Origin of the sequence: Haloferax prahovense (genome assembly GCF_000723845.1) — an archaeon.
In the GTDB taxonomy this organism is placed as follows: Archaea; Halobacteriota; Halobacteria; order Halobacteriales; family Haloferacaceae; genus Haloferax; species Haloferax prahovense.
This window is the reverse complement of sequence record NZ_LK053000.1, coordinates 2,323,272-2,344,158: the sequence shown is the minus strand read 5'-3', so window position 1 is coordinate 2,344,158 and position 20,887 is coordinate 2,323,272. Positions and strand designations below refer to the sequence as shown.

The window sequence follows — 20,887 nt, the reverse complement described above, 5'->3', positions numbered from 1 at the left end:
CACATTTTACGCACGTTCGTGCACATAGAAAGGGTTTACAATGTGCGTTCTGACCATACCAGTGAATGACGCTTTCCGACGCGGACCGCGACCTCGTCGTCGCCGAACTCGGTCGAGACCCGACGCCGGCCGAGGAGATACTCTTCGAAAACCTCTGGAGCGAACACTGCGCCTACCGGTCGTCTCGCCCGCTTCTGTCGGCGTTCGACTCGGAGGGCGACCAGGTCGTCATCGGTCCCGGTGACGACGCCGCGGTCGTCGCTCTGGACGACGACACCTACATCACGCTCGGTATCGAGAGCCACAACCACCCCTCCTACGTCGACCCCTACGACGGCGCGGCCACGGGCGTCGGCGGCATCGTCCGCGACACCCTCTCGATGGGCGCATACCCCATCGCGCTGGCCGACTGCCTCTACTTCGGCGACTTCGACCGCGAGCACTCGCGGTACCTCCTCGACGGCGTCGTCGAGGGCATCGCCGACTACGGCAACGCCATCGGTGTCCCGACCGTGACCGGCTCGACCTCGTTCCACGAGAACTACGAGGGCAATCCGCTCGTCAACGTCGCCTGCGTCGGCCTCCTCTCGGCCGATCGCCTCGTCACGGCCGAAGCGCAGAAGGCCGGCAACAAACTCGTTCTCGTCGGCAGTTCGACCGGCCGCGACGGTCTCGGCGGCGCGTCCTTCGCCAGCGAGGACCTCGCGGAGGACGCCGAAACCGAAGACCGGCCCGCGGTGCAGGTCGGCGACCCCTACACGGAGAAACTGCTCATCGAGTGCAACGAGGCGCTCATCGACGAGGACCTCGTCGAGTCCGCCCGCGACCTCGGGGCCGCCGGTCTCGGCGGCGCGTCCTCCGAACTCGTCGCCAAGGGCGGTTTCGGCGCGGAAATCGACCTCGAGAAGGTCCACCAGCGCGAGCCGAACATGAACGCCTTCGAGATTCTCCTCTCGGAGTCCCAAGAGCGCATGTGCTACGAGGTGACCCCCGAGAACGTCGAGCGCGTGCAGGAACTCGCCGCGCGCTTCGACCTCGGCAGCGCCGTCATCGGCGAGGTCGCCGAGGGCAACTACGTCTGTACCTTCGACGGCGAACCCGTCGTCGACGTGCCGCCGGAGTTCCTCGCTGAGGGCGCACCGATGAACGACCTCGACTCGGTCGAACCCGAGTCGGCGGCGCGCGACCTACCCGCGTTCGACCTCTCCGAGGCGTTCGAGGCGGTCGTCTCCGACCCCAACACGGCGTCGAAGCGCTGGGTCTACCGCCAGTACGACCACGAGGTCGGCCTGCGGACCGCCCGACGCCCCGGCGACGACGCGGCGCTCCTCGACGTGCCCGAGGCCGACACGAAACTCGCGTTCACCGGCGGCGCGGACCCCAACTGGACGACCGCCGCGCCCTACGACGGCGCGCGCGCGGTCGCCTTCGAGAACGCGACCAACCTCGCCGCGAAAGGCGCGTCGCCCCTCGCGACCGTCGACTGCCTCAACGGCGGCAACCCCGAGAAGCCCGACGTGTACGGCGGCTTCAAGGGCATCGTCGACGGCCTCGCCGACATGTGCCGGGCGCTTTCGGTCCCGGTCGTCGGCGGCAACGTCTCGCTGTACAACGACTCCGTCTCCGGCCCGATTCCGCCGACGCCGACGTTGGCGATGGTGGGTAAGGCCGACGGCTCCTCGCCCGGCCTCTCGCTCTCGGGCGAGGGCGACCTGTTTCTCGTCGGCCACTCCGGCGGGGCACTCGGCGGCTCGGCGGTCCTCGAACACGCCGGCGGCTCCGACGCCTTCCCGGCGCTCCCCGAGGACGCCGACGCCGCGACGGCGGTCGAGACGATTCAGGCCGTCGCCGCGGACGACGCCACGGTCGCGGTCCACGACGTGAGCCACGGCGGCCTCGCGGTCGCGCTGGCCGAGATGGTCACAGACGAGGTCGGCGCGGACGTGTCCGTCGACGACTACGTCTCGCTGTTCGAGGAGACGCCCGGTCGCGTCGTCGTCGAGACGACCGACGAGGCCGCGCTCCGCGACCTCGCGGGCGACGTGCCCGTGGTCGAACTCGGAACGACGACCGACGACGCGACGCTCTCGGTCGCGGTCGACGGCGACGAGGCCGCCTACGACGCGGCCGACATCGCCGACCTGCGCGACGTGCTGGCTCGCGAACTCGACTGAACCGAAAGCTAAACTGAAAAGGCGCGGTGCCGCGTCACGCCGCTTCCGTTACGGTTCGAGGACGACTTTCCCGCTGCTCTTTCTGGCTTCGATGTACTCGTGGGCCGCCGCGGCGTCTTCGAGGGCGAACGTCTCGCCGACGACCACGTCGAGTTCGCCCGCGGCGAGCAGTTCGGATAGTTCCGGCACCGCGCCGAGAATCGACTCGGGGCGCTGCTGCATGGCGCTTCCGAGGTGGAAGCCGATGACCGACTTGTTCTCGAACAGCAGGCGCGTCGGGTCCGCCTCGGCCGCGTCGCCGGACGCCGCCCCGTAGGTGACGAGTCGGCCGAAGTCGGCGAGGGCGTCCAGACTGCGCCGGAACGTCTCGCCGCCGACGCCGTCGAGGACGAGGTCGACGCCCGCGCCGTCGGTCTCGTCGGCGACGACCTCGCGGAAGTCCGCTTCGGTGTACTGGATGCCGTGGTCGAGTCCGAGGTCGGCCGCGAGGTCGAGTTTCTCCTCGGTGCTGGCCGTGCCGAACGTCTCGACGCCGGCGTGGGAGGCGAGTTGGACCGCCGCGGTGCCGACGCCGCCGGCGGCCGCCTGAATCAGCACGCGCTCGTCGTCGGCGAGGTCGCCCCACTCGTGGAGGCAGTTGTACGCGGTGAGGAACTGGACGGGGAAGCCGGCGGCCTCGGCGAACGACATCGACTCGGGGACGTCGAACAGCGTCGGGGCCGGCGTGGTGACGTACTCGGCGTACGCCCCGCCGCCGGTCATGGCGACGACGCGCTCGCCGACCTCGCGGTCGACGCCGTCGCCGACCGCGTCGATGGTTCCTGCGGCCTCCATCCCCGGCGTATACGGCGGTGCCGGGCCGTCTCGGTAGGTCCCGCGCCGCTGCATGATGTCGGCGAAGTTGATGCCGGCGGCCTCGACGGCGATGCGGACCTCGCCCGGTCCCGGCTCGGGCGTCTCGGTCTCTCGCAGTTCGAGGCTGTCGGAACTCCCGTACTCGGTGACGACGATAGATTTCACGCCGAGTCGTAGCGCCGGGTGTCGTAAAAGCGGAGAGAACGCGGAAGTTCGTACAAATTGCCGGTTCTGGGGGTCCCCGAGCGCGCTTACGCCAGCGCCAGCGGGAGGCCGAACACGACGACGAGGCCGACGACGAGAACGAGGATACCGGTCGTGACCTGACTCATCGAGAAGTCCTGCATCGGGGAGGTGACGCGGGCGTCCTCGTCCGCGTGGTGGTCGTCGTGTCCGTGGTCGCCGTGGTCGTGGTCGTCGCTCATACGCGGGGCGACGGGTTCGCGGTACAAAAACGCACCTAACCGTCGTCCGCGGACGGCGCGGCCCGCGAGTCGGCAGCCAGTCGCGGGAGAACGCCTCGCCGGACGGGGCAGGACCGGAGCAGCACGGTCAGGTTCGGGACAGATACAGCACGACCAGAAACGCGAGCGCGAGCGGGAGGAACGGAATCGCGGCGTCGAGCGGGACCAGAAGCGCCACTATCGCGGCCATCACCACGAACTCGACGACCACCAGCAGGCTGAGTAGCTCGGCTGAATCCGCCATCGTTCGAACTGGAACCCGCGTCGTGGTTCTCACGGACGGGACATCAAGGTGGCTCTGCCGCGGGGGACGGCGAGGGAACCGGCTCAGTCTCGCGGTCACCGGGCGACTCGGCGAGGTGGTCGGAATTCCGCCCACCACCTGCCGTAGTCGAAACGGTGAAACGGCTCTTTCGCCAACGATTCGGTAGCGAATGCTCACGAAGCGCATCATCCCCTGTATCGACGTCGACCTCGACGAGGACGGGAACCCGGCCGTCTACACCGGCGTCAACTTCGAGGACCTGAAGTACACGGGCGACCCGGTCGAAATGGCCAAACTGTACAACGAGGCGGGCGCGGACGAGTTCGTCTTCCTCGACATCACCGCCTCCGCGGAGGGGCGCGAGACGATGCTCGACACCGTCTCGAAGGTCGCAGACGAGGTGTTCATCCCGCTGACCGTCGGCGGCGGCATCCGCACCCGCGACGACATCAAAGAGACGCTCCGCGCCGGCGCGGACAAGGTCTCTATCAACACCGCGGCGCTCCAGAACCCCGACCTCATCGAGGAAGGCGCGCGCTCCTTCGGGAGTCAGTGCATCGTCATCTCGGTAGACGCCCGGCGGCGCTACGACGAGGATGGCGAGCACTACGTCGAGGTCGACGGCGAGTCCTGCTGGTTCGAGTGTACGGTCAAAGGCGGCCGCGAGGGAACCGGCGTCGACGTGGTCGAGTGGGCCCGCGAGGCCGAATCGCGCGGCGCGGGCGAGCTGTTCATCAACTCCATCGACGCCGACGGGACGAAAGACGGCTACGACATCCCGCTGACGAAGGCCGTCTGCGACAGCGTCTCGACCCCCGTCATCGCCTCCTCCGGCTGTGGCGGCCCTGAAGACATGTACGAGGTCTTCACCGAGGCCGGCGCGGACGCCGGTCTCGCCGCCTCCATCTTCCACTTCGACGAGTACACCATTCGGGACGTCAAGGAGTACCTCGACGAGCGCGACGTGCCGGTTCGACTGTAAACGTCCACGTCCCTTCTCCGTCTCTCTTCGTCCCTCTTTTCGCGCCCGCCGCCGGCCCCGCCCGCCGGTCGTGCGCCCCCCGCGCAGTCGGAACTAATCTTAACCCGCCGGCGCACCGTATCTCGACCCGAGATGACCGACGACGCGTGGCTCGAAGCCCTCCGCACACACCGCGAAGAGAAGGACCGCTATCTCGCCGCGGACCGCAACTCGCCGATTCCGCCGGACCAGCGGGAGTTTTTCGACGGCCTCGACTACTTCGACCCCGACCCCGACCTCCGGTTCGAACTCGAACTCCGGGCGTACGACGACCCCGAGCGCATCACCATCGGCACCACCACCGACGGCGAGCGCGAGTACCTCGCGTGGGGTCGCTTCGAGTTCGAGGTCGGTGGCGAGACGCACTCCCTCGACGCCTACCACGCCGACGCCGACGAGGACCGCCTGTGGGTTCCCTTCCGCGACGAGACGAACACCGAGGAGACCTACGGGGCCGGCCGCTACCTCGACCTCGAAGCCGCGGACCGGACCGACGACGGCCGGTGGGTCGTCGACTTCAACGACGCGTACAACCCGTTTTGCGCCTACTCCCCGCGCTACGAGTGTCCGCTCGTCCCGATGGAGAACTGGCTCGAAGTCCGTATCGAAGCCGGCGAGAAGGACTACGAAGGCCCGGGCGGCGGAGGCGAATGACCGAGAAACGCACCGCTCACGGTCGGAGCGAAACGAGAGAGAACCCGCAGATTACGCGTCGATACCGGCGCGGTAGGCGTCGGTGAAATCGTCGGCGGTGCGCTGGACGCCGCGAGCGGCCTCCGCGAGCGCGTCGAGGGGGTCGACGCCGGGTTCCGTCTTGATAGAGAGGACGGGGTCCGTCTGTCCGCCGGACTGCTCGGGGTTCACGTCGTAGGTCGCGGCCGTGACGGTGTCGGTCTGGAGGAGTTCGCCCTTCAGGACGTTCATGAAGGTGTGGTCCTCGCCGCCGATTTCGATGCGGAGTTCCTCGTCGGTCTTGTCGATGACCCGCAGTTCCATGGCTCTCCGTTCCCTCCAGCGGCGTTTTAACGTTTCGTCTCGGGGACCGCGACCAGTTCGTCGAAGTCCGGGTCCGCGTCGAGGAGTTCGTACCGCCCGTCGCCGTCTGGGGCCGCGACGACGCCCTCGGCGACGAGGTGGTCCAAGTGGGCGAACGCCTCGCCGGGGCCGTGGAGAATGTGGATGGCCGAGAGGTCGCCGAACAGGCGCGCGCTCACGGTCCACGCGTCGGCCGGGCCGTGTTCGTCGAGGACCGAGACGACGCGCTCGGTGCGCTCGCGGTGGTGCTCGGCGATGACGCGCGCCCGGCCGGCGGGGTCGTCGATGGGGTCGCGGTGGCCGGGCCACGCCTGCGCGAAGTCGAGGTCGACGAGGCGCGCGAGGCTGTCGAGGTAGGTTTCGAGCGGGCGGTCGACCCGGAGGTCCGCGCCGCCGACGTTCGGGGTGTACTTCGGGAGAATCGCGTCGCCGACGAACGCCTCGCGGCCGCGCTCGCCGTCGAAGGCGAAGGCGCTCAGCCCCGCGGCGTGGCCGGGGAGGTGGACGACTTCGAGGTCGCCGTCGCCGGCGGCGATGCGGTCGCCGTCCTCGACGGGCGTCACGTCGACCCGGTCGCCCCGGAGGTCGTCGTGGCCGTCGAGGAACGCGGTCACTTCGGCGAGCGGTTCCTCGGGAATACGCCACTCCCCGAAGCGGCGCTCGCGAATCTCGCGCTCGGCCGCGATAGCGTCTGGGTCGCCCGCGACGATGCCCGCGTCGTCGGCGTGGACGTACACCGGCGCGCCGCTTTCGGTCTGGAGTTCGCCCGCGAGACCGGCGTGGTCGGCGTGCCAGTGGGTGAGGACGATTGCTTCGAGGTCGGCGACCCCGTAGCCGGCCGCGTCGAGTCCCTCGCGGAGGTCTCGGCGGACCGAGTCGGTCGCGACGCCGGCGTCGACCAGCGTCGGCCGGTCGCCGGGGAGGAGGTAGGCGTTGTTCAAGCCCTCGAAGACGGTGTTACCCAGCCGTATCCGTTCCATGCGGCCACCTGGCCGCCGAGGTTCATGATTATTCCGAATGGTCTCGGAGGGCCTAGCGTCCCGCGGTTTGTCGGGCGGTCGCCGTCGGTCGGTCCGTTGACGGCCCGGCTTGCCGGCGAACGCCCGGTACATTCAAAAGCCGGCGTTGCATCGAATCGCACGTCGAATGCCGGTGGACTTCTACGAACTCCTCGGGGTCGAACGCGACGCCGAGACGGCGGAGATAAAGCAGGCCTTTCGTCAGCGCGCTCGGGAGTACCACCCCGACGTCAACGACGACGAGCGAGCGACTGCGCAGTTCACCGTCGTCCGGAAGGCCTACGAAGTCCTCACCGACGACGCCGAGCGCGCCGACTACGACCGGATGGGTCACGGGACGTACGTCGAGAAACGGCTCGACGGCCTGACGAAGTTCAAATACCCCGGGAAAGCCGGAGAGAACGACGGTTCCGGGTCGGAAACCGGCAGTCGGTCGACTTCGAGTCGGACGTCATCGTCGCGGTCCTCGACCGAACGGTCGTCTTCGTCCACGACGTCTTCTTCGTCCTCCGGTCGGTCGTCTTCTTCGTCCTCGTCGTCCCGGTCGTCGTCCTCCCGACGGTCGAGTTCCGGACGCGCGTCGTCTTCGTCTTCGAACGCGAGTTCGTCGCGGTCGAGTCGGTCGAGTCGGTCGCGCACCTCGGGGTCGGCTTCCTCGTCGTCCTCGTCGCGGTCCACGGGCTCCACACAGTCGACCACCGCGGGCGGGTCGTCGCGCACCCGCGCCCGAAACTCGCAGTCCGGTCGGACGGGGACGACCGGCCGGTTCGAACGCGAACGCGGCGGGTCCGAGTCGGCGGCCGCGACCGCGTCCGGGTCGACGAACCCGCTTTGGTACGGGTGGGGCGTCTCGCTCCTCGCGCTCCTCGCGTACCTCGGCGGCTTCGCGTGGCTCCTCGCGGGCGACGGCGCGGGATTCGTGACCGCGCTCGCGTCGCTCGACACCGCCGCGCCCGCCGCTGGACTCCTCGCGTCGTCGCCGCTGTCGCTGCCGAGCCTCGCGGCCCTGCAAGCCGCGGCAGCGACGCCGACGGTGCTCGTCTTTCCGGTCGCGGCGGCGCTGCTCGCCGTCTCGCTCGCCGCTGTCATCGCTCGGTTCGGCCACGCGTGGACCACGTGGTTCTACGCGCTCGCGGCGACCGTGCCGCTGGCGCTCGTGGCGGCCGGCGCGGTCGGCGTCGGGCGACCCGTCACGGTCGACCTCCTCGGATTCGTCGTCTGTCCGCTCCTCGGAGCCGGCGGATTCGTCGTCGACGCGGGTCGGTATCTCTTCGCCTCGCGGTAACGTCTCGAACCGCGGCGTCGCCGTCGCCCACGATTTTTGTCGTTCGCGTCCGACGGTTCGGTATGGCCATCCCGACCGACTCGGTCCGGCGGTTCCGACTCCGCGGCGTGAACGCGTACCTCGTCTCCGACGGCTCGGAGACGGTGCTCGTGGACGCCGGGACGCCGCGGGATCGCGACCGACTCCTCCGCGGTCTCGCCCGCGTGGACCTCGACCCCGGCGCTATCGACCGGGTGCTCGTGACCCACTTCGACCTCGACCACGTCGGGACGCTCGCCTCGCTCAGCCTCCGCGACGACGTGCCGATTCACCTCGCCGAGCCGGACGCCTCGCACCTGACGGGCGCGTCGAAGCCGTCGCTCCGGTCGGCGAAGGGCGCGGCGCAGCGCGTGCTCACGTCGTTTCTCGACCGACCGACGAACCCCGTGGAGGTCGTCCGCGACGGCGACGAGCTCGGCGACTTCGTCGCGTATCGGACGCCGGGACACACTCCCGGCCACACCGCGTTCGTCCACGAGGACCACGGCGTCGCGTTCGTCGGCGACATGGTCCGCGAGTCGAACGGGAGCCTCGGGCTGTTGCCGGGGGTACTCGCGACCGACGCCGCGGAGAACAGGCGGAGCGTCAGCGAGTTCGCGGCGCGCTGTCCGCCGGTCGACGTGGTCGCCATGGGACACGGCGAACCGGTCACGGCGTACGGATACGGCGCGCTGAAGCGACTCGCGGACAGGCTCTAATCCGACAGCGACCGCTCTCGAGAGGTATGACGGGTCGCGTGACGGCGAGAAACCGGGCTGTCGCTCGTGTCTGAGTTAAGAGCGGGGACCGCGGCCGAGCGCAGGTCCCCGGACTGACCAAGCCACTGTGAGGAGCACCAGTCTCACAGCTGCCTGACGCGCCCGGCGGAAGTGAATCGAACCACGCGCGTCAACACCACGTTGGACACTAGTTGTAAAAAGTCCTTTGTTATCGCCAATTAGAACCACGCCCTCCAGAACGACTGGATAAATATGCTCTTATGTGAGCCATATGGGCGCATCAACTGAACATATCGTAACCTTCATGGTTGTTACTGGACGAACGAACGGCAGAATCGTGAAGAATCTATCGAATCCGCGGACGACGGTCGAATACGGCGGAAAATACGCTATCTGACCAGGTACGGGTCCGCTCCGGGCATGAAGCGACCGAGGTCTGACTCGCGGCGGAAGTCGGTCGACTGGAGTTCCAGCAGGCCGGCGACGAGTTCGTCGTGGTCGCCGTCGTCCCACTCGTCGGGGTCCTTGATGGGCAACACGAGAAAGCCGCTCCCGCGGAGTTCTTTCCCGTGGAGCACCTCCATGTCGACGTCGGTCTTCCAGCCGACGGACGTGTAGTTGTTCAGGACGTGCTTCGTCGCCACCGCACCGACCGGCAGGAGGACGTGGGCGGCGATGGCGCGGAGTTCCGCGTCGAAAAAGCGCTCCATGTCGGTGTAGTCGGCCGCCGACGGCGTCCCGTCCGGCACGCACATGTGTAGATACGAGAAGAACGTGCGGTTCACCGTCGGTTCGTCGCCCGCCTCGGCCAGCAACTCGCCGCCTTCGAGCGCCGGGAACAGTCTGTCGCCCGCCTCCCCCGAAAAGGGGATGCCGGTCTCGACGCCCCCGTGGACGCCGGGGTGGTCGCCGATGACGTGGAAGTCGGCGTTGGCGTCGCCGTAGCCGGGGACGTACCGGTCACACGACGGTCGCATGTCGAACGGGTTTCTCGTGCGGTCGGTTACGTTTCTCACGGTACTCTCTGTGGGAGCGGTCGGTAAAGAAGACGTGGTTCGCCCCGATATCGTACACGAACGAGCGTGAGGGACGCGTCGAGAGGGAACGTCGTCCGCGCGGTCGCCCCGCCGAGGGCCTCGGTCAGAGTTCGACGCCCGAGGGGATGAGGCTCTGGCTCCGCAGGAGCGTCCCGTCGCCGTCGTAGACGAGGAACGTGGATTTCCCGAAGGTCTCGAAGTGGTCGCCCTCGATGGCCACGTCGACGCGGTAGCGCCCCTCGTCGTCGCCCGCGGCGCGCCCGTACTCGCGGGCCGCGCGGATGAAGTCCAACACGTCGTCGGCGCGAGCGTTGAGTTCGAGGACGTAGTCGCCGGTGAGCCGGTCCGTCACGCTCACGACGCCTCGGGCGTCCGAGTCGTCGACGGAGTCTTGCAGCCGAAAGGAGACGTCCAGTTCCTCCGCGGCGAGCACGTCGCCGCTGGTCGAGAGGAACCGCGACCGGAGCTCCTCGGCCGGGCCGTAGAAGTCGATAGATACCGTCGGTTGGCGAGGGTCGCCGTCGTCCTCGTACCAATCGACATCGCGGACATCGAGTTCGAAGTAGTCACGCCGCATTCCGTACTGTTGGTTGTACTGCGCGGCCTATTAACGTGACGCCGCCGGACCGTCGTTCCGACGTCGAAACCGGCCGATTACGCCGGTTCGACGCGCTCTCTGCACAACGGTTATCGGCCGCCGCCGCGAGCGGACCGCATATGGAACCCGTCAACCTCGACGAGAGCTTCGCGTCGTTCGACGAGACGTGGGCCCCGAGAATCGCCGCGGAGCTGAACGACTACGGGGTGAAGGTCGCGAAACTCGACGGCGAGTTCGTCTGCCACACCCACGACGAGACTGACGAGTTGTTCCTCGTCCGCGACGGGCGGCTTCGAATCGAGTTCCGCGACCGCGACGACGCGGTACTCGGGTCGGGCGACCTCCTCGTGGTCCCCCGCGGCGTCGAACACCGGCCCGTGGCGCTCGAACCGACCGAAGTCCTCCTCGTCGAGCCGACCGAGACGCTCAACACCGGCGACGCCGAGGAGAGCGACCTGACTCACGGCGACCCCGAACGGCTCTCCTGAGGGGTCAACCGGGCGTGTTCGTTCCCGCCACGTCGCCGCGATGGCCCGCCTCTACTGTCGGTAGTTTTTACCTGTCAGCCCGTGCGATTGTCCTATGGTCTGGGTCCGCTCCGAACACGCGGGTGCGCTGGCCGTCGTCTCGACGTGGCTCTGCGCGCTCCTCCCGTGGAACGTCACGTACACGCCGAACCTCTCGGGCGTGAGCCTGCTTTTCGTCCGGTTCCCCTTCGCCGAGATTCAGTTCGCGTGGGGCCTCTCCAGCCGCGTCGCGGTCAGGAGCCCGCTGTCCGCGCTGTCGCTGCAGTCGGGACAGACCGTCGCCGTCGCCTACCAAGCGTGGGTCGTCGGCGCGGCCGTCCTCGCGCTCGCGGTCCTGTTTTCCATCGTCTATTACCTGCGCGACGAGCGGGTCGAAGCCGGGCCGGTCGACCCCGTTCGAGTCCTCGGCGGCCTCCTCGGCGTCGTCGGCGTCGTCCTCGCCGCAGCGACGTATCTGCTCGCGACGCGCGGGCTTCCGGGTATCCCGCTCCCGCTCGGCGTCGTCATCTCGCTCGTTCTCGCCGGCGTGCTCCTAACGGTCGACCGGACCTGAACGCGAGCCGCGGGCCGGTCGTTCTCGCCGAGTGACAATCTCCCGCGCGGACCTTTTAAGTTCCAACCCCCCATACCTCCCGACCAACCAACCGGGTGACGATGGCACGAGATATCACGAGCGAGACGAAGGCGACGCGCGACCCGCCGGGTGACCGAGGGGTGTTGCGACTCCTCGCCGACGGGGAGTTCGACGCCGCGACCGCCGAGACCCAGCGGCTCCTGCGCCGGACCGCGGAGATGCTCCGGGGGTCGAAGCTCGACGTGTTCCCGCTGACGCCGGATGACACGCCGCTCGGGACCTACGAGATTCCCGAGGGCCACGAGGAGGTCGAGCGTTACTGGGTGAACGCCCCCTTCGCCTACGTCGTCGTCACCTACGACACGGACGCGACCGCCCACCAGTACCACACCGTCGAACCCGACCTCGACGAGTTCGAGGCGTCGCTGCTCGAACGCGTTCGCACCGACGTGCGCGACCCGCTTTTGTACCGCCGCGAGGCGGACCCGCGGACCGAGTCGGCGCTCGTCGAAGAGCTCCAGTCGCTTCTCGAGCAGTACGGGCTGGAACTCGACATGAACACCTTCTACACGCTGTTGTACTACCTCCGGCGGGACTTCCACGGCTACGGTCGCCTGGACCCGCTGATGAAGGACCCGCACATCGAGGACATCTCGTGTGACGGCTACGACCTCCCGCTTTTCGTCTACCACGACGAGTACACCGACATCGCCACCAACGTCTCGTTCGAGGCCGAGGAACTCGACAACTTCGTCATCCGCCTCGCCCAGCGCTCCGGCCAGCACATCAGCGTCGGCGACCCCGTCCTCGGGACGACGCTCCCGAACGGCGCGCGCGCCGAGTTGGCCCTCGGCGAGGAGGTCACCCCGCGCGGGTCAGCCTTCACCATCCGCCTCTACGCCGAAGAGCCGTTCACGCCCATCGACCTCGTTCGCTACGGCACGTTCTCCATCGAGCAGATGGCCTACCTGTGGCTCTGCATCGAACACAACAAGAGCCTCATCTTCGCGGGCGGCACCGCCTCGGGGAAGACCACCTCGATGAACGCGGTGTCGATGTTCGTCCCCCCGCGGTCGAAGGTGTTGTCCATCGAGGACACCCGCGAACTCGCGCTCTACCACGACAACTGGCTGTCGTCTGTCACCCGCGAGCGACTCCACGAGGGGACCGACATCTCGATGTACGACCTGCTTCGCTCGGCGCTCCGGCACCGCCCCGAGTACATCATCGTCGGCGAGGTCCGCGGCGACGAGGCCGTGACGCTGTTCCAGGCGATGAACACGGGGCACACGACGTTCTCGACGATGCACGCCGACAGCATCGAGACGGTCATCAACCGCCTCGAAAACGAGCCCATCAACGTCCCGCGCGCGATGGTGCAGTCGCTCGACCTGCTGTGCGTCCAGACGCTCACCCGCCACGACGGCGAGCGCGTCCGCCGCTCGCAGACCATCGGCGAAATCGGCGACATCGACCAGCGGACCGGCGAACTCGACTACTCGTCGGCGTTCGCGTGGGAGCCAGAGACCGACACGTTCAGCCGGAACGACAGCTCGCTCCTCACCGAAATCCAGCGCGAGAACGGCTGGTCGCGGACCGAACTCCGTCGGGAACTCCGTCGCCGCGAGGTGTTCCTCCGGTACCTCCTCGACAAGGACGTCTCCGACTACCGGCGGTTCACCGCGCTCATCAACGAGTACTACGCGGACTCCGAAGACGTGATGCGGCGCGTCGAGGCCGACGAGGACATCGTCGACGCCGGCACGGAGGCCTGAGATGGCCGCCGCGCAGTACCTGTACCTGCTCCCCCTCGTTCTCGCCGTCCTCCTCGTTCTCCCCGTCGTCCTGTCGCCGGTGAGCCGTTCGGCCGGCCTCCTCGTCTCGCGGGTCGCCCTCTCCGTCTTCGGCTTCTACGTCGCCAACGAGAACCCCCGGCGCAGGGAGCAGCGAAACCAACTGCGAGCGGCCCACGTGAGCGTCACCCACCGCGTGTACGCCTCGCGGACGCTCCTCATGGCGGCCGTCTTCGGCGTCGCCGGGAGCGTCTTCGGCGTCTATCTGGCCGCGGTGACCCTCGAAACGCTCGCCGTTCAGTCCGAGACGATTCGCGAAGTTCTTCCGGCCGCCCTCGGCTTCCTCGGCGGGCTCACGAGCATTCAGGCGCTCCCGCTCCGCGACCTGTTTCTCGCGCTCTTGCTTTCGAGCGCGACGCTCGGGGCGCTCCTCGCGCTCGGCGTCTACTGGGGTCGGTGGTACGTCCTCACCGAGCGCGCCCGCACCCGCTCGTCGGAAATCGAAGCGACGCTCCCGCGGACGGTCGCGTTCGTCTTCGCGCTGTCGCGGTCGGGGATGCCGTTCCCGCAGGTGCTGGAGACGCTGGCCCGAAACGAGGCAATCTACGGCGAGGCGGCGCGGGAGGTCAGCATCGTCGTCCGCGACATGGACGCCTTCGGCACCGACGTGCTAAGCGCCCTCCAGACGATGGCCACGCGGACGCCGAGCCCGAGTCTCGAAGAGTTCGCCGAGAACCTCGCCAGCGTGCTCGGGAGCGGTCGCAACCTCTCGTCGTTCCTCCAAGAGCAGTACGAGCGGTTTCAGGCGGAGGCGGAGGCCCAACAACAGCAGTATCTCGACCTCCTGTCGACGTTCGCCGAGGTGTACGTCACCGTCCTCGTGGCCGGGCCGCTGTTTTTCATCACCGTCCTCGTCGTCATCGGTCTCGTCCTCGCGGACACGCTGACGCTCATCCGAATCGTCGGCTACCTCGGCATCCCGCTGGCGAGTTTCGGCTTCGTCGTCTACATCGACAGCATCACCGAGTCGCTCCGGGGCGCGGCGGTCGCCGACGACGACGCGGAGGCCGCGGGCGCGTCGCTCCGGCGCATCGACGCGAACGGCGGCGTCGGTTCGGCCCCGGCGACCGACGGCGGCGAGACCGACACCCGAGGCGACCCGTGGCGCGCGAACCGCGAGCGACTCGCCGCCTACGACCGGTTCCGCGCGGTTCGCGACTGGTTCGACCGCCCGCTCGACACCCTCGGCCGCCACCCGCTCGCCACGCTCGCGCTCACCGTTCCACTGGGGCTCGTCTGGGTCGCCCTGCGGACCACGTTCCCCGCCGACCCGACGCTCCTCGGCGTCGCCGACGCGGTGGACCAACACGTCGTGGAGGCCGCAATCGGCGCGCTCGTCGTCGTCTCGGCGTTCCACGAGCTTCGGAAGCGGCGAATTCGAGCCATCGAGCGGAGCATGCCCGACTTCCTCGACCGCCTCGCGAGCGTCAACGAGGCCGGACTGACGGTCGTCCAGAGCCTCCGCCGGGTGTCCGCGTCGGACCTCGGCCCCCTCGGCGACGAGGTCGACCGCGCCGTCCGCGACATCGACTGGGGGGCCGACGCCCAGACCGCGCTCCGGCGGATGGACCGCCGGACGACGAGTCCGATGGTGTCGCGGTCGGTGACGCTCATCACCAACGCGATGAGCGCGAGCGGCGACCTCGCGCCCGTGCTCCGCATCGCGGCCAACGAGGCCCAAGACAGCCGCCGACTCGCCCGCGAGCGGAATCAGGAGATGGTCACCTACCTGCTCGTCATCTACATCTCGTTTCTCGTCTTCCTCGGCATCGTCGCCGCGCTGACAGTGTCGTTCATCCCAGCGGTCGAGCAGGCCAGCGCCGGTGCCATCGGCTCCGGCGAGGTCGCGGGCGTCACCTCCGGCGCGTTCTCCGGCCTCCGCGACGTGAACACCGACTCCTACACGCTGTTGTTCTTCCACGTCACGGCGATTCAGGGACTCTGCTCGGGACTCATCGCCGGACAGCTCGGCGAGGGACAGGTCGCCGACGGCGTCAAACACGCCGCCGTCCTGCTCGCCATCACCTACGTGACGTTCATGTTCATGTAAGTTCCGCGCCCGTCCGGCGACCCGTGACTCCCGACCGCCGCCCGCGACCCGTGCGGTCTTTGTCTCACCGCCTCGACCGACCGGCATGGACGGAGACGAACCCCGAGACGGGGTCCGCGAGACGTACGACCGCATCGCGTCGCACTTCGCCTCGACCCGCGAGTACCCGTGGCCCGAAGTCGAGTCGTTCGTCGGCGACGCGACCGAGTCGGGGGCGGCGGCCCGCGCGCTCGACCTCGGCTGCGGCAACGGCCGGCACGTGGAACTCCTCTCCGCGCACGCAGAGGAAGTCGTCGGCCTCGACGTGAGTCGCGGCCTCCTCGACGAGGCGGTCGCGCGAGCGGCCGAGCGCGGCTTCGACGCCGGACTCGTGCAGGGCGACGCCTCGCGACTCCCCTTCGCCGACGGCGCCTTCGACCTCGCGGTGTACGTGGCGACGATTCACCACCTCGCGCCGCGGCCGGCGCGCGTGGCGAGCCTGAACGAACTCGCGCGCGTGCTCGACGCCGACGGCCGCGCGGTCGTCAGCGCGTGGAGCACCGCCCACGACACGTTCGACCGCGAGGACGGCTTCGACACGACGGTCGACTGGACGCTCCCCGGCGGCGAGACGGTGCCCCGATTTTACCACATCTACGCGCCCGACGAGTTCGACGCCGACCTCGACGCGAGCGACCTCGCGGTCGTCGAATCGACGGTGTCCAGCGGGAACTGCTACGCCGTCGTCGCGGGCGCTGAGCCTCGCGGGCGCTGAGCGTCACGGGCGGTTTCGGGCGTCGGGCAGAATCGTGTTGTTTGCTAACTCGTTTCGGGTGGATGCCGGCCGCGCACAGGTGATGTGGGCTTAAGAGCGCCGCGACGAATTCCCGTGTATGACTGAAATCGACGAACCACGGGAGTACGAGGTTGTCGTCGTGGGCGGCGGCCCCGCGGGCCTCCAGACCGCGCTCTACACGACGCGACTGGGCCACGACACCGCGCTCGTGGACCGCGGCGGCGGCCGCGCGGCCATGATGCTCGACACGCACAACGTCATCGGCGTCACCGAGGACGTCTCTGGCAACGAGTTCCTCGAAACCGCGCGCGGGCAACTCGAAGACTACGGGACCGACATCCACCGCGACTTCGTGACCGACGCGGAACGGTTGGACGACGGCCGGTTCCGCCTCGTCGGCAACGAGGGCGAGTTCGTCGCCGACCGCGTCGTCCTCGGCGTCGGCTTCAACGACGAGCGCCCCGACCCGCCGCTTCCCCGCACCGGGAAGGGCCTGCACTACTGCCTGCACTGCGACGCCTACATGTTCGTCGACGAGTCGGTGTACGTGATGGGCCACTCGGACTCCGCGGCCTACGTCGCCATGATAATGCTCAACTTCACCGACGAGGTGGACCTGCTGCTCCGCGGCGACGAGCCGACGTGGTCCAACGAGACGGACGAACTCGTCCGCGCGCACCCCGTCGACATCGTCGAAGCGGAGATTTCGGGCATGACGAAGCGCGACGACGGCTGGCTGGAGAGCTTCGAGTTCGAAGACGGCACCGTCCGCGAGTACAAAGGCGGCTTCGCGATGTACGGCTCGAGCTACAACACGACGCTGTTCGAGGCGCTCGACGTGGAGCTCAACGACGACGAGACGGTCCCCGTGGACGACCACGGCCGGACCAGCGCCGACGGCGTGTTCGCGGTCGGCGACATCACCCCCGGTCACAACCAGATTCCGGTGGCGATGGGCAAGGGCGCAAAGGCGGGCATCGCCATCCACATGGAGCTCCGCGAGTTCCCCAAGAGCCTCGACGAGATTCGCGCCGAGGGCGCGGTGAGCGTCGACGACGTGCCCGGCATCTCCCCCGGACTGCTCGACAAGGCGAAACGGTTTAACGAATCACACGCGGACGACTGAGGCCGTAATTCGGCGAAATTCGGTGAAAACCGAGGCGTACGAACACCCTTCTAAAGTTCTCTCGGCCAGTACGGTCTCTCACGATGAAACGTACTGGACTTGCGACTGTCTTGCTCGCGCTCATGGTCGTACTGGCCGGCTGCGCGGGCGGGACCGGCACGCTGACCGAGACGCAGACCGACGGGGCCGCCGACGCGACGACGACCGCGTCGTCTGACGGCGACGCCGCCCGGACGGGGACCGTGAACTTCTACGTGAGCGACGAGCAGAACGCCATCGCGGACTTCGAGCACCTTAACGTCACCATCGAGCGCGTGACGCTCGTCCGCGCGGACGGCGACGCCGAGTCGGAGAGCGAGGTCGAAACCGAGGACGCGGAATCCGAGGCCGACGAGAACGACACGGACGCCGACGCGGAGGCGAACGCGAGCGTCGAGGTCGAACTCGAAGCCAACGCGACGGCGAACGCGACGAACACGTCCGTCTCGACCAACGGGTCGGTCGACGCCGACGCCGACGCCGACGCCGACGCCGACGCCGACGCCGAGGTCGAAGAATCGGCCGACGTGAACGACACCGACGCGGCCGAGGGCGAGTCGAGCGTCACCTACGAGGTCGACAACGTGACCGTCGACCTGACCGAACTGCAGGGCGAAAACGCGAGTCTCGTCGGCGAGTACGACGTGCCAGAGGGCAACTACACGAAGGTCTTCGTGCACGTGGGCGACGTGAACGGGACGCTGAAGACCGGCGAACAGGTCAACGTGAAGCTCCCGAGTAACAAGCTTCAGCTCAACACGGACTTCGAAGTCGGCAACGGCGAATCCGTTGACTTCGTCTTCGACATCACCGCGTTCGAGGCGGGCAACAGCGGGAAGTACATCCTCAAGCCCGTCGTGAGCGAGTCGGGGACGGACGTGCCGATTACGAAGGTCGGCGCGGAGAAGAAGGCCGAGGCGGAGGCGGAAGCCGAGGCCGAGGCCGAGGGTGACGCGAACGCCGAGGTCGAAGCGGGCGAAAACGGGACCGATGACGGCGAGCGCGCCGAACTCAACGCCGAGAGCGACCTCACCGTGAGCTTCGACGGGAACGTCTCCGCCGGCGAGAACGTGACGGTCGTCGTCACGCGGAACGGGGCGCCCGTGGAGAACGCGACGGTGACGATAAACGACGAGACCGCCGGCACGACCGACGCCGACGGTGAGTTAGGCATCGCCATCCCCGACGAGCGAGACGTGACGGTGGTCGTCGTCGACGGGGAGACCGAATCCGAGACGGAGTTCGAGTTCGAATTCCTCGGGAGCGCCCCCGACAACCCCGCTGGGGGCGGCGAATCGCCCTCCCTCGTCGCCTGACCGAAAAGGTAACATCCTTATTGGGGCGTCGAGAATGAAGGGATAGATGCGACGTTCGCGCGCACCGGTGTCTCGGCCGAGCGAAGCGAGGCCGAGGCTCGGTGCGAGCGAGTGAAGCGAGCGAGCACCGGTGTTGAGACGGACTCCGTCCGTCGATGCACGGTGCGAATGAAATGAGCACCGGTGGTCTAATGGTAAGACATTGGCCTTCCAAGCCAATTATCTGGGTTCGATTCCCAGCCGGTGCATCTTCTTCGGACCGCTGTTCGCCACGGAGAGCGTTCAGCGACTCTCACTTCGTCGGAACTGGCGGCTATCCTTAACTATCGTTCCCTCTATATTCGTGTGAGGTGTATTACAGATGAGTTTACTCGACGGCCGCGTCGCGGTCGTCACCGGCGGTAGCTCGGGTATCGGACGGGGAATCGCGCTGGCCTACGCCGAGGCGGGCGCGGACGTGGTTGTCTGCGACATCCGCGAAGAGCCGAAGGAAGGCGGCGCGTCGACCCACGAGAAAATCGAATCGGACACCGACTCGTCGGCGACGTACGTCGAACTCGACGTGACCGACCCGGCCGCGTTCGAGGAGGCGATGGACGCCGCCGAGGCGTTCGGCGGCGTGGACGTGATGGTGAACAACGCCGGCATCTGGCGGCCCGAAGACTTCCTCGAAGTCACCGAAGACGAGTTCCAAGAGATGATGGACATCAACCTGAAGGGTGTGTACTTCGGGACGCAGGCGGCCGCAACGCGGATGGTCGAATCCGGCGGCGGGAGCATCATCAACATCTCTAGCGTCAACGGCATCTTCGGCAACGGCAACTACCCGTCGTACAGCGCGTCGAAGGGGGCCGTCCGGACGCTCTCGTACTCGCTCGCCCACGGACTCGGCGGGGACAACGTCCGGGTGAACGCGATTCACCCCGGCGCTATCAAGACGAAAATCGGTCCCGAAGGGGCCGAGGAGACGAGCGAGGAACAGATGGCGCAGTTGAACGCGATGATTCCGCTCGGTCGGCAGGGCGAACCGGACGACGTGGCCGGCGTGGCGGTCTTCCTCGCCAGCGACCTCTCGAAGTACGTCACCGGCGAATCCATCGTCGTCGACGGCGGCTGGACCAGTTGGCGGTGACGCGGGGCTGGCCCGTGGCTGACGCGGTCAGTTCCGAGGTTGAGACGGGACCGATGCGCGGTTGACGCGGTCGGTCCGACGCTCGGTCCGTCGTGCCGCTCGAACGTCCATGAGCCCCCGAAATACGCGGACTACGGCGACTTCGGGGCTCAATCCCGGACCGTCTCTCTTATCTTCCCCCCGAACGTAACCGAACGTAATGCTGGATTCCATTCCACTGTTCCCCGGACTCCCGGGCGGCCCAGAACTGCTCATCGTCCTGCTCATCATCGTCCTCCTGTTCGGCGCGAACAAACTCCCCCAACTGGCCCGGTCGTCGGGCCAGGCGATGGGCGAGTTCCGCCGCGGCCGCGAGGAGATCGAAGACGAACTGAAGAAGGGCGCAGAGGAAGGCGAGAACGACGACGACGAAGAAGACGAGACCGAGGCTGAGGCCGAAGCGACCGAGACGGAAGCCGAGAACAAACAGTAAGCGTCTCCCCCGGGGGAACAGACCCCTTGTGCGGTATTTCAGTTCGCCGAGTACCGACAGTCGCGCGTGCGGTACGTGCCGCCGGAGCGAGGGCTCTTGGACTCTATACGTCGAATCCGCGACCGAGAGACCGGTCGGTCGGCGGGTAACTACGATGAGGTATGAATGGGTGGACAGCGAGGTTGCCCGGCGTTCCGACGTGGGGAATCCCGGTTGCCTCCTCCACCCCGCGATCCCTCGAGCGACGCACGTCCGATGGTCCGCTGCTCGCTTCCGCGCCTGGCGGGGTACCACCGATGAACCGCGCGAACCCTTCCCTGCGGAAGGGGTACGCGGAGCCGCTGTCCCCGAAGGACGAGGTTTCTACGTTGGCTTCCGGGGCCCGCGCCGGTCTGACCGGACGCGCCCGTGTTCGGTCCCCGCTGAAGACCTATTTCGCGGGTAGAGAGCAGGGCCTAACTGCCCGACCTAGTCCACTCCCTCATTATCCATCGACTGTTAAGGGCCTTTCG

21 protein-coding genes, 1 tRNA gene and 1 other RNA gene are annotated in these 20,887 nt (G+C 67.9%); 15 read left to right on the top strand and 8 right to left on the bottom strand.

Annotated features, from left to right (window positions below):
• Positions 1-65: 65 nt before the first annotated feature.
• On the top strand, positions 66-2,174 hold the full coding sequence (purL, locus tag BN984_RS11735; RefSeq protein WP_049968303.1) for a phosphoribosylformylglycinamidine synthase subunit PurL: 2,109 nt from the start codon (positions 66-68) through the stop codon (positions 2,172-2,174).
• 48 nt (positions 2,175-2,222) lie between these two features.
• Here the strand turns inward: purL and BN984_RS11730 are convergent, their stop codons facing one another.
• From BN984_RS11730 to BN984_RS19770, 3 genes are all read right to left on the bottom strand, one after another.
• Positions 2,223-3,194: a quinone oxidoreductase family protein gene (locus BN984_RS11730; protein ID WP_049968302.1), complete on the bottom strand. Its 972-nt coding sequence runs from the start codon at positions 3,192-3,194 to the stop codon at positions 2,223-2,225.
• 86 nt (positions 3,195-3,280) lie between these two features.
• Positions 3,281-3,454, bottom strand: coding sequence for a DUF7550 family protein (locus BN984_RS19775; RefSeq protein ID WP_162832764.1), 174 nt, complete (start codon positions 3,452-3,454; stop codon positions 3,281-3,283).
• A 127-nt stretch (positions 3,455-3,581) separates the two neighbouring features.
• The gene (locus tag BN984_RS19770) at positions 3,582-3,737 is read right to left on the bottom strand and encodes a hypothetical protein (RefSeq protein ID WP_181950698.1); all 156 of its coding nucleotides are present in this window, start codon (positions 3,735-3,737) and stop codon (positions 3,582-3,584) included.
• A gap of 190 nt (positions 3,738-3,927) precedes the next feature.
• On the opposite strand from BN984_RS19770, the gene hisF reads away from it, so the two are divergent.
• Both hisF and BN984_RS11720 read left to right on the top strand, forming a co-directional pair.
• Complete coding sequence (gene hisF / locus BN984_RS11725) at positions 3,928-4,740, top strand: imidazole glycerol phosphate synthase subunit HisF (protein ID WP_008092627.1); 813 nt, start codon at positions 3,928-3,930, stop codon at positions 4,738-4,740.
• A 132-nt stretch (positions 4,741-4,872) separates the two neighbouring features.
• Complete coding sequence (locus BN984_RS11720) at positions 4,873-5,433, top strand: DUF1684 domain-containing protein (RefSeq protein ID WP_049968301.1); 561 nt, start codon at positions 4,873-4,875, stop codon at positions 5,431-5,433.
• A 51-nt stretch (positions 5,434-5,484) separates the two neighbouring features.
• On the opposite strand, the gene BN984_RS11715 is transcribed toward BN984_RS11720, so the two are convergent.
• Both BN984_RS11715 and BN984_RS11710 read right to left on the bottom strand, forming a co-directional pair.
• Positions 5,485-5,775 carry a DNA-directed RNA polymerase subunit L gene (locus BN984_RS11715; RefSeq protein ID WP_004970976.1) on the bottom strand — a complete coding sequence of 97 codons (291 nt, stop codon included), beginning with the start codon at positions 5,773-5,775 and terminating at the stop codon, positions 5,485-5,487.
• Between the two features lie 26 nt (positions 5,776-5,801).
• Positions 5,802-6,794, bottom strand: a complete 993-nt coding sequence (locus tag BN984_RS11710; RefSeq protein ID WP_008092623.1) for an MBL fold metallo-hydrolase — start codon at positions 6,792-6,794, stop codon at positions 5,802-5,804.
• A 166-nt stretch (positions 6,795-6,960) separates the two neighbouring features.
• On the opposite strand from BN984_RS11710, the gene BN984_RS11705 reads away from it, so the two are divergent.
• Entirely contained in the window at positions 6,961-8,118 is a 1,158-nt protein-coding gene (locus BN984_RS11705) for a J domain-containing protein (protein ID WP_049968300.1), read from the top strand.
• A gap of 62 nt (positions 8,119-8,180) precedes the next feature.
• The gene (locus BN984_RS11700) at positions 8,181-8,855 is read left to right on the top strand and encodes an MBL fold metallo-hydrolase (protein ID WP_049968299.1); all 675 of its coding nucleotides are present in this window, start codon (positions 8,181-8,183) and stop codon (positions 8,853-8,855) included.
• Positions 8,856-9,265: 410 nt separating this feature from the next.
• Here the strand turns inward: BN984_RS11700 and BN984_RS11695 are convergent, their stop codons facing one another.
• Together BN984_RS11695 and BN984_RS11690 are read right to left on the bottom strand one after the other, a co-directional pair.
• Positions 9,266-9,892 carry a uracil-DNA glycosylase family protein gene (locus BN984_RS11695; RefSeq protein WP_049968298.1) on the bottom strand — a complete coding sequence of 209 codons (627 nt, stop codon included), beginning with the start codon at positions 9,890-9,892 and terminating at the stop codon, positions 9,266-9,268.
• Positions 9,893-10,016: 124 nt separating this feature from the next.
• Positions 10,017-10,490 carry a DUF5793 family protein gene (locus BN984_RS11690; protein WP_008092612.1) on the bottom strand — a complete coding sequence of 158 codons (474 nt, stop codon included), beginning with the start codon at positions 10,488-10,490 and terminating at the stop codon, positions 10,017-10,019.
• 140 nt (positions 10,491-10,630) lie between these two features.
• Here BN984_RS11690 and BN984_RS11685 point away from each other — a divergent pair, with 140 nt between their 5' ends.
• From BN984_RS11685 to BN984_RS11640, 10 genes are all read left to right on the top strand, one after another.
• Entirely contained in the window at positions 10,631-10,999 is a 369-nt protein-coding gene (locus tag BN984_RS11685) for a cupin domain-containing protein (protein ID WP_049968297.1), read from the top strand.
• 94 nt (positions 11,000-11,093) lie between these two features.
• Entirely contained in the window at positions 11,094-11,591 is a 498-nt protein-coding gene (locus BN984_RS11680) for a DUF7549 family protein (protein ID WP_049968296.1), read from the top strand.
• 101 nt (positions 11,592-11,692) lie between these two features.
• Positions 11,693-13,387 (top strand): type II/IV secretion system ATPase subunit, encoded by a 1,695-nt coding sequence (locus tag BN984_RS11675; protein ID WP_049968295.1) that lies wholly within the window; start codon positions 11,693-11,695, stop codon positions 13,385-13,387.
• A gap of 1 nt (position 13,388) precedes the next feature.
• A complete protein-coding gene (locus BN984_RS11670) occupies positions 13,389-15,515 on the top strand; it encodes a type II secretion system F family protein (protein ID WP_049968294.1) in 2,127 nt (708 codons plus the stop codon).
• A gap of 85 nt (positions 15,516-15,600) precedes the next feature.
• A complete protein-coding gene (locus tag BN984_RS11665) occupies positions 15,601-16,269 on the top strand; it encodes a class I SAM-dependent methyltransferase (RefSeq protein WP_049968293.1) in 669 nt (222 codons plus the stop codon).
• A gap of 118 nt (positions 16,270-16,387) precedes the next feature.
• The gene (locus tag BN984_RS11660; protein WP_049968292.1) at positions 16,388-17,416 is read left to right on the top strand and encodes an NAD(P)/FAD-dependent oxidoreductase; all 1,029 of its coding nucleotides are present in this window, start codon (positions 16,388-16,390) and stop codon (positions 17,414-17,416) included.
• Between the two features lie 122 nt (positions 17,417-17,538).
• Complete coding sequence (locus BN984_RS11655; RefSeq protein ID WP_049968619.1) at positions 17,539-18,771, top strand: DUF4382 domain-containing protein; 1,233 nt, start codon at positions 17,539-17,541, stop codon at positions 18,769-18,771.
• Between the two features lie 177 nt (positions 18,772-18,948).
• Positions 18,949-19,019: transfer RNA gene (locus BN984_RS11650), tRNA-Gly, on the top strand.
• 113 nt (positions 19,020-19,132) lie between these two features.
• Complete coding sequence (locus BN984_RS11645) at positions 19,133-19,903, top strand: SDR family oxidoreductase (protein ID WP_049968291.1); 771 nt, start codon at positions 19,133-19,135, stop codon at positions 19,901-19,903.
• 199 nt (positions 19,904-20,102) lie between these two features.
• Positions 20,103-20,375, top strand: coding sequence for a twin-arginine translocase TatA/TatE family subunit (locus BN984_RS11640; RefSeq protein WP_008092600.1), 273 nt, complete (start codon positions 20,103-20,105; stop codon positions 20,373-20,375).
• A 167-nt stretch (positions 20,376-20,542) separates the two neighbouring features.
• Here BN984_RS11640 and ffs read toward each other — a convergent pair.
• Positions 20,543-20,854, bottom strand: an RNA gene (gene ffs / locus BN984_RS19100) — signal recognition particle sRNA.
• Between the last annotated feature and the right edge of the window lie 33 nt (positions 20,855-20,887).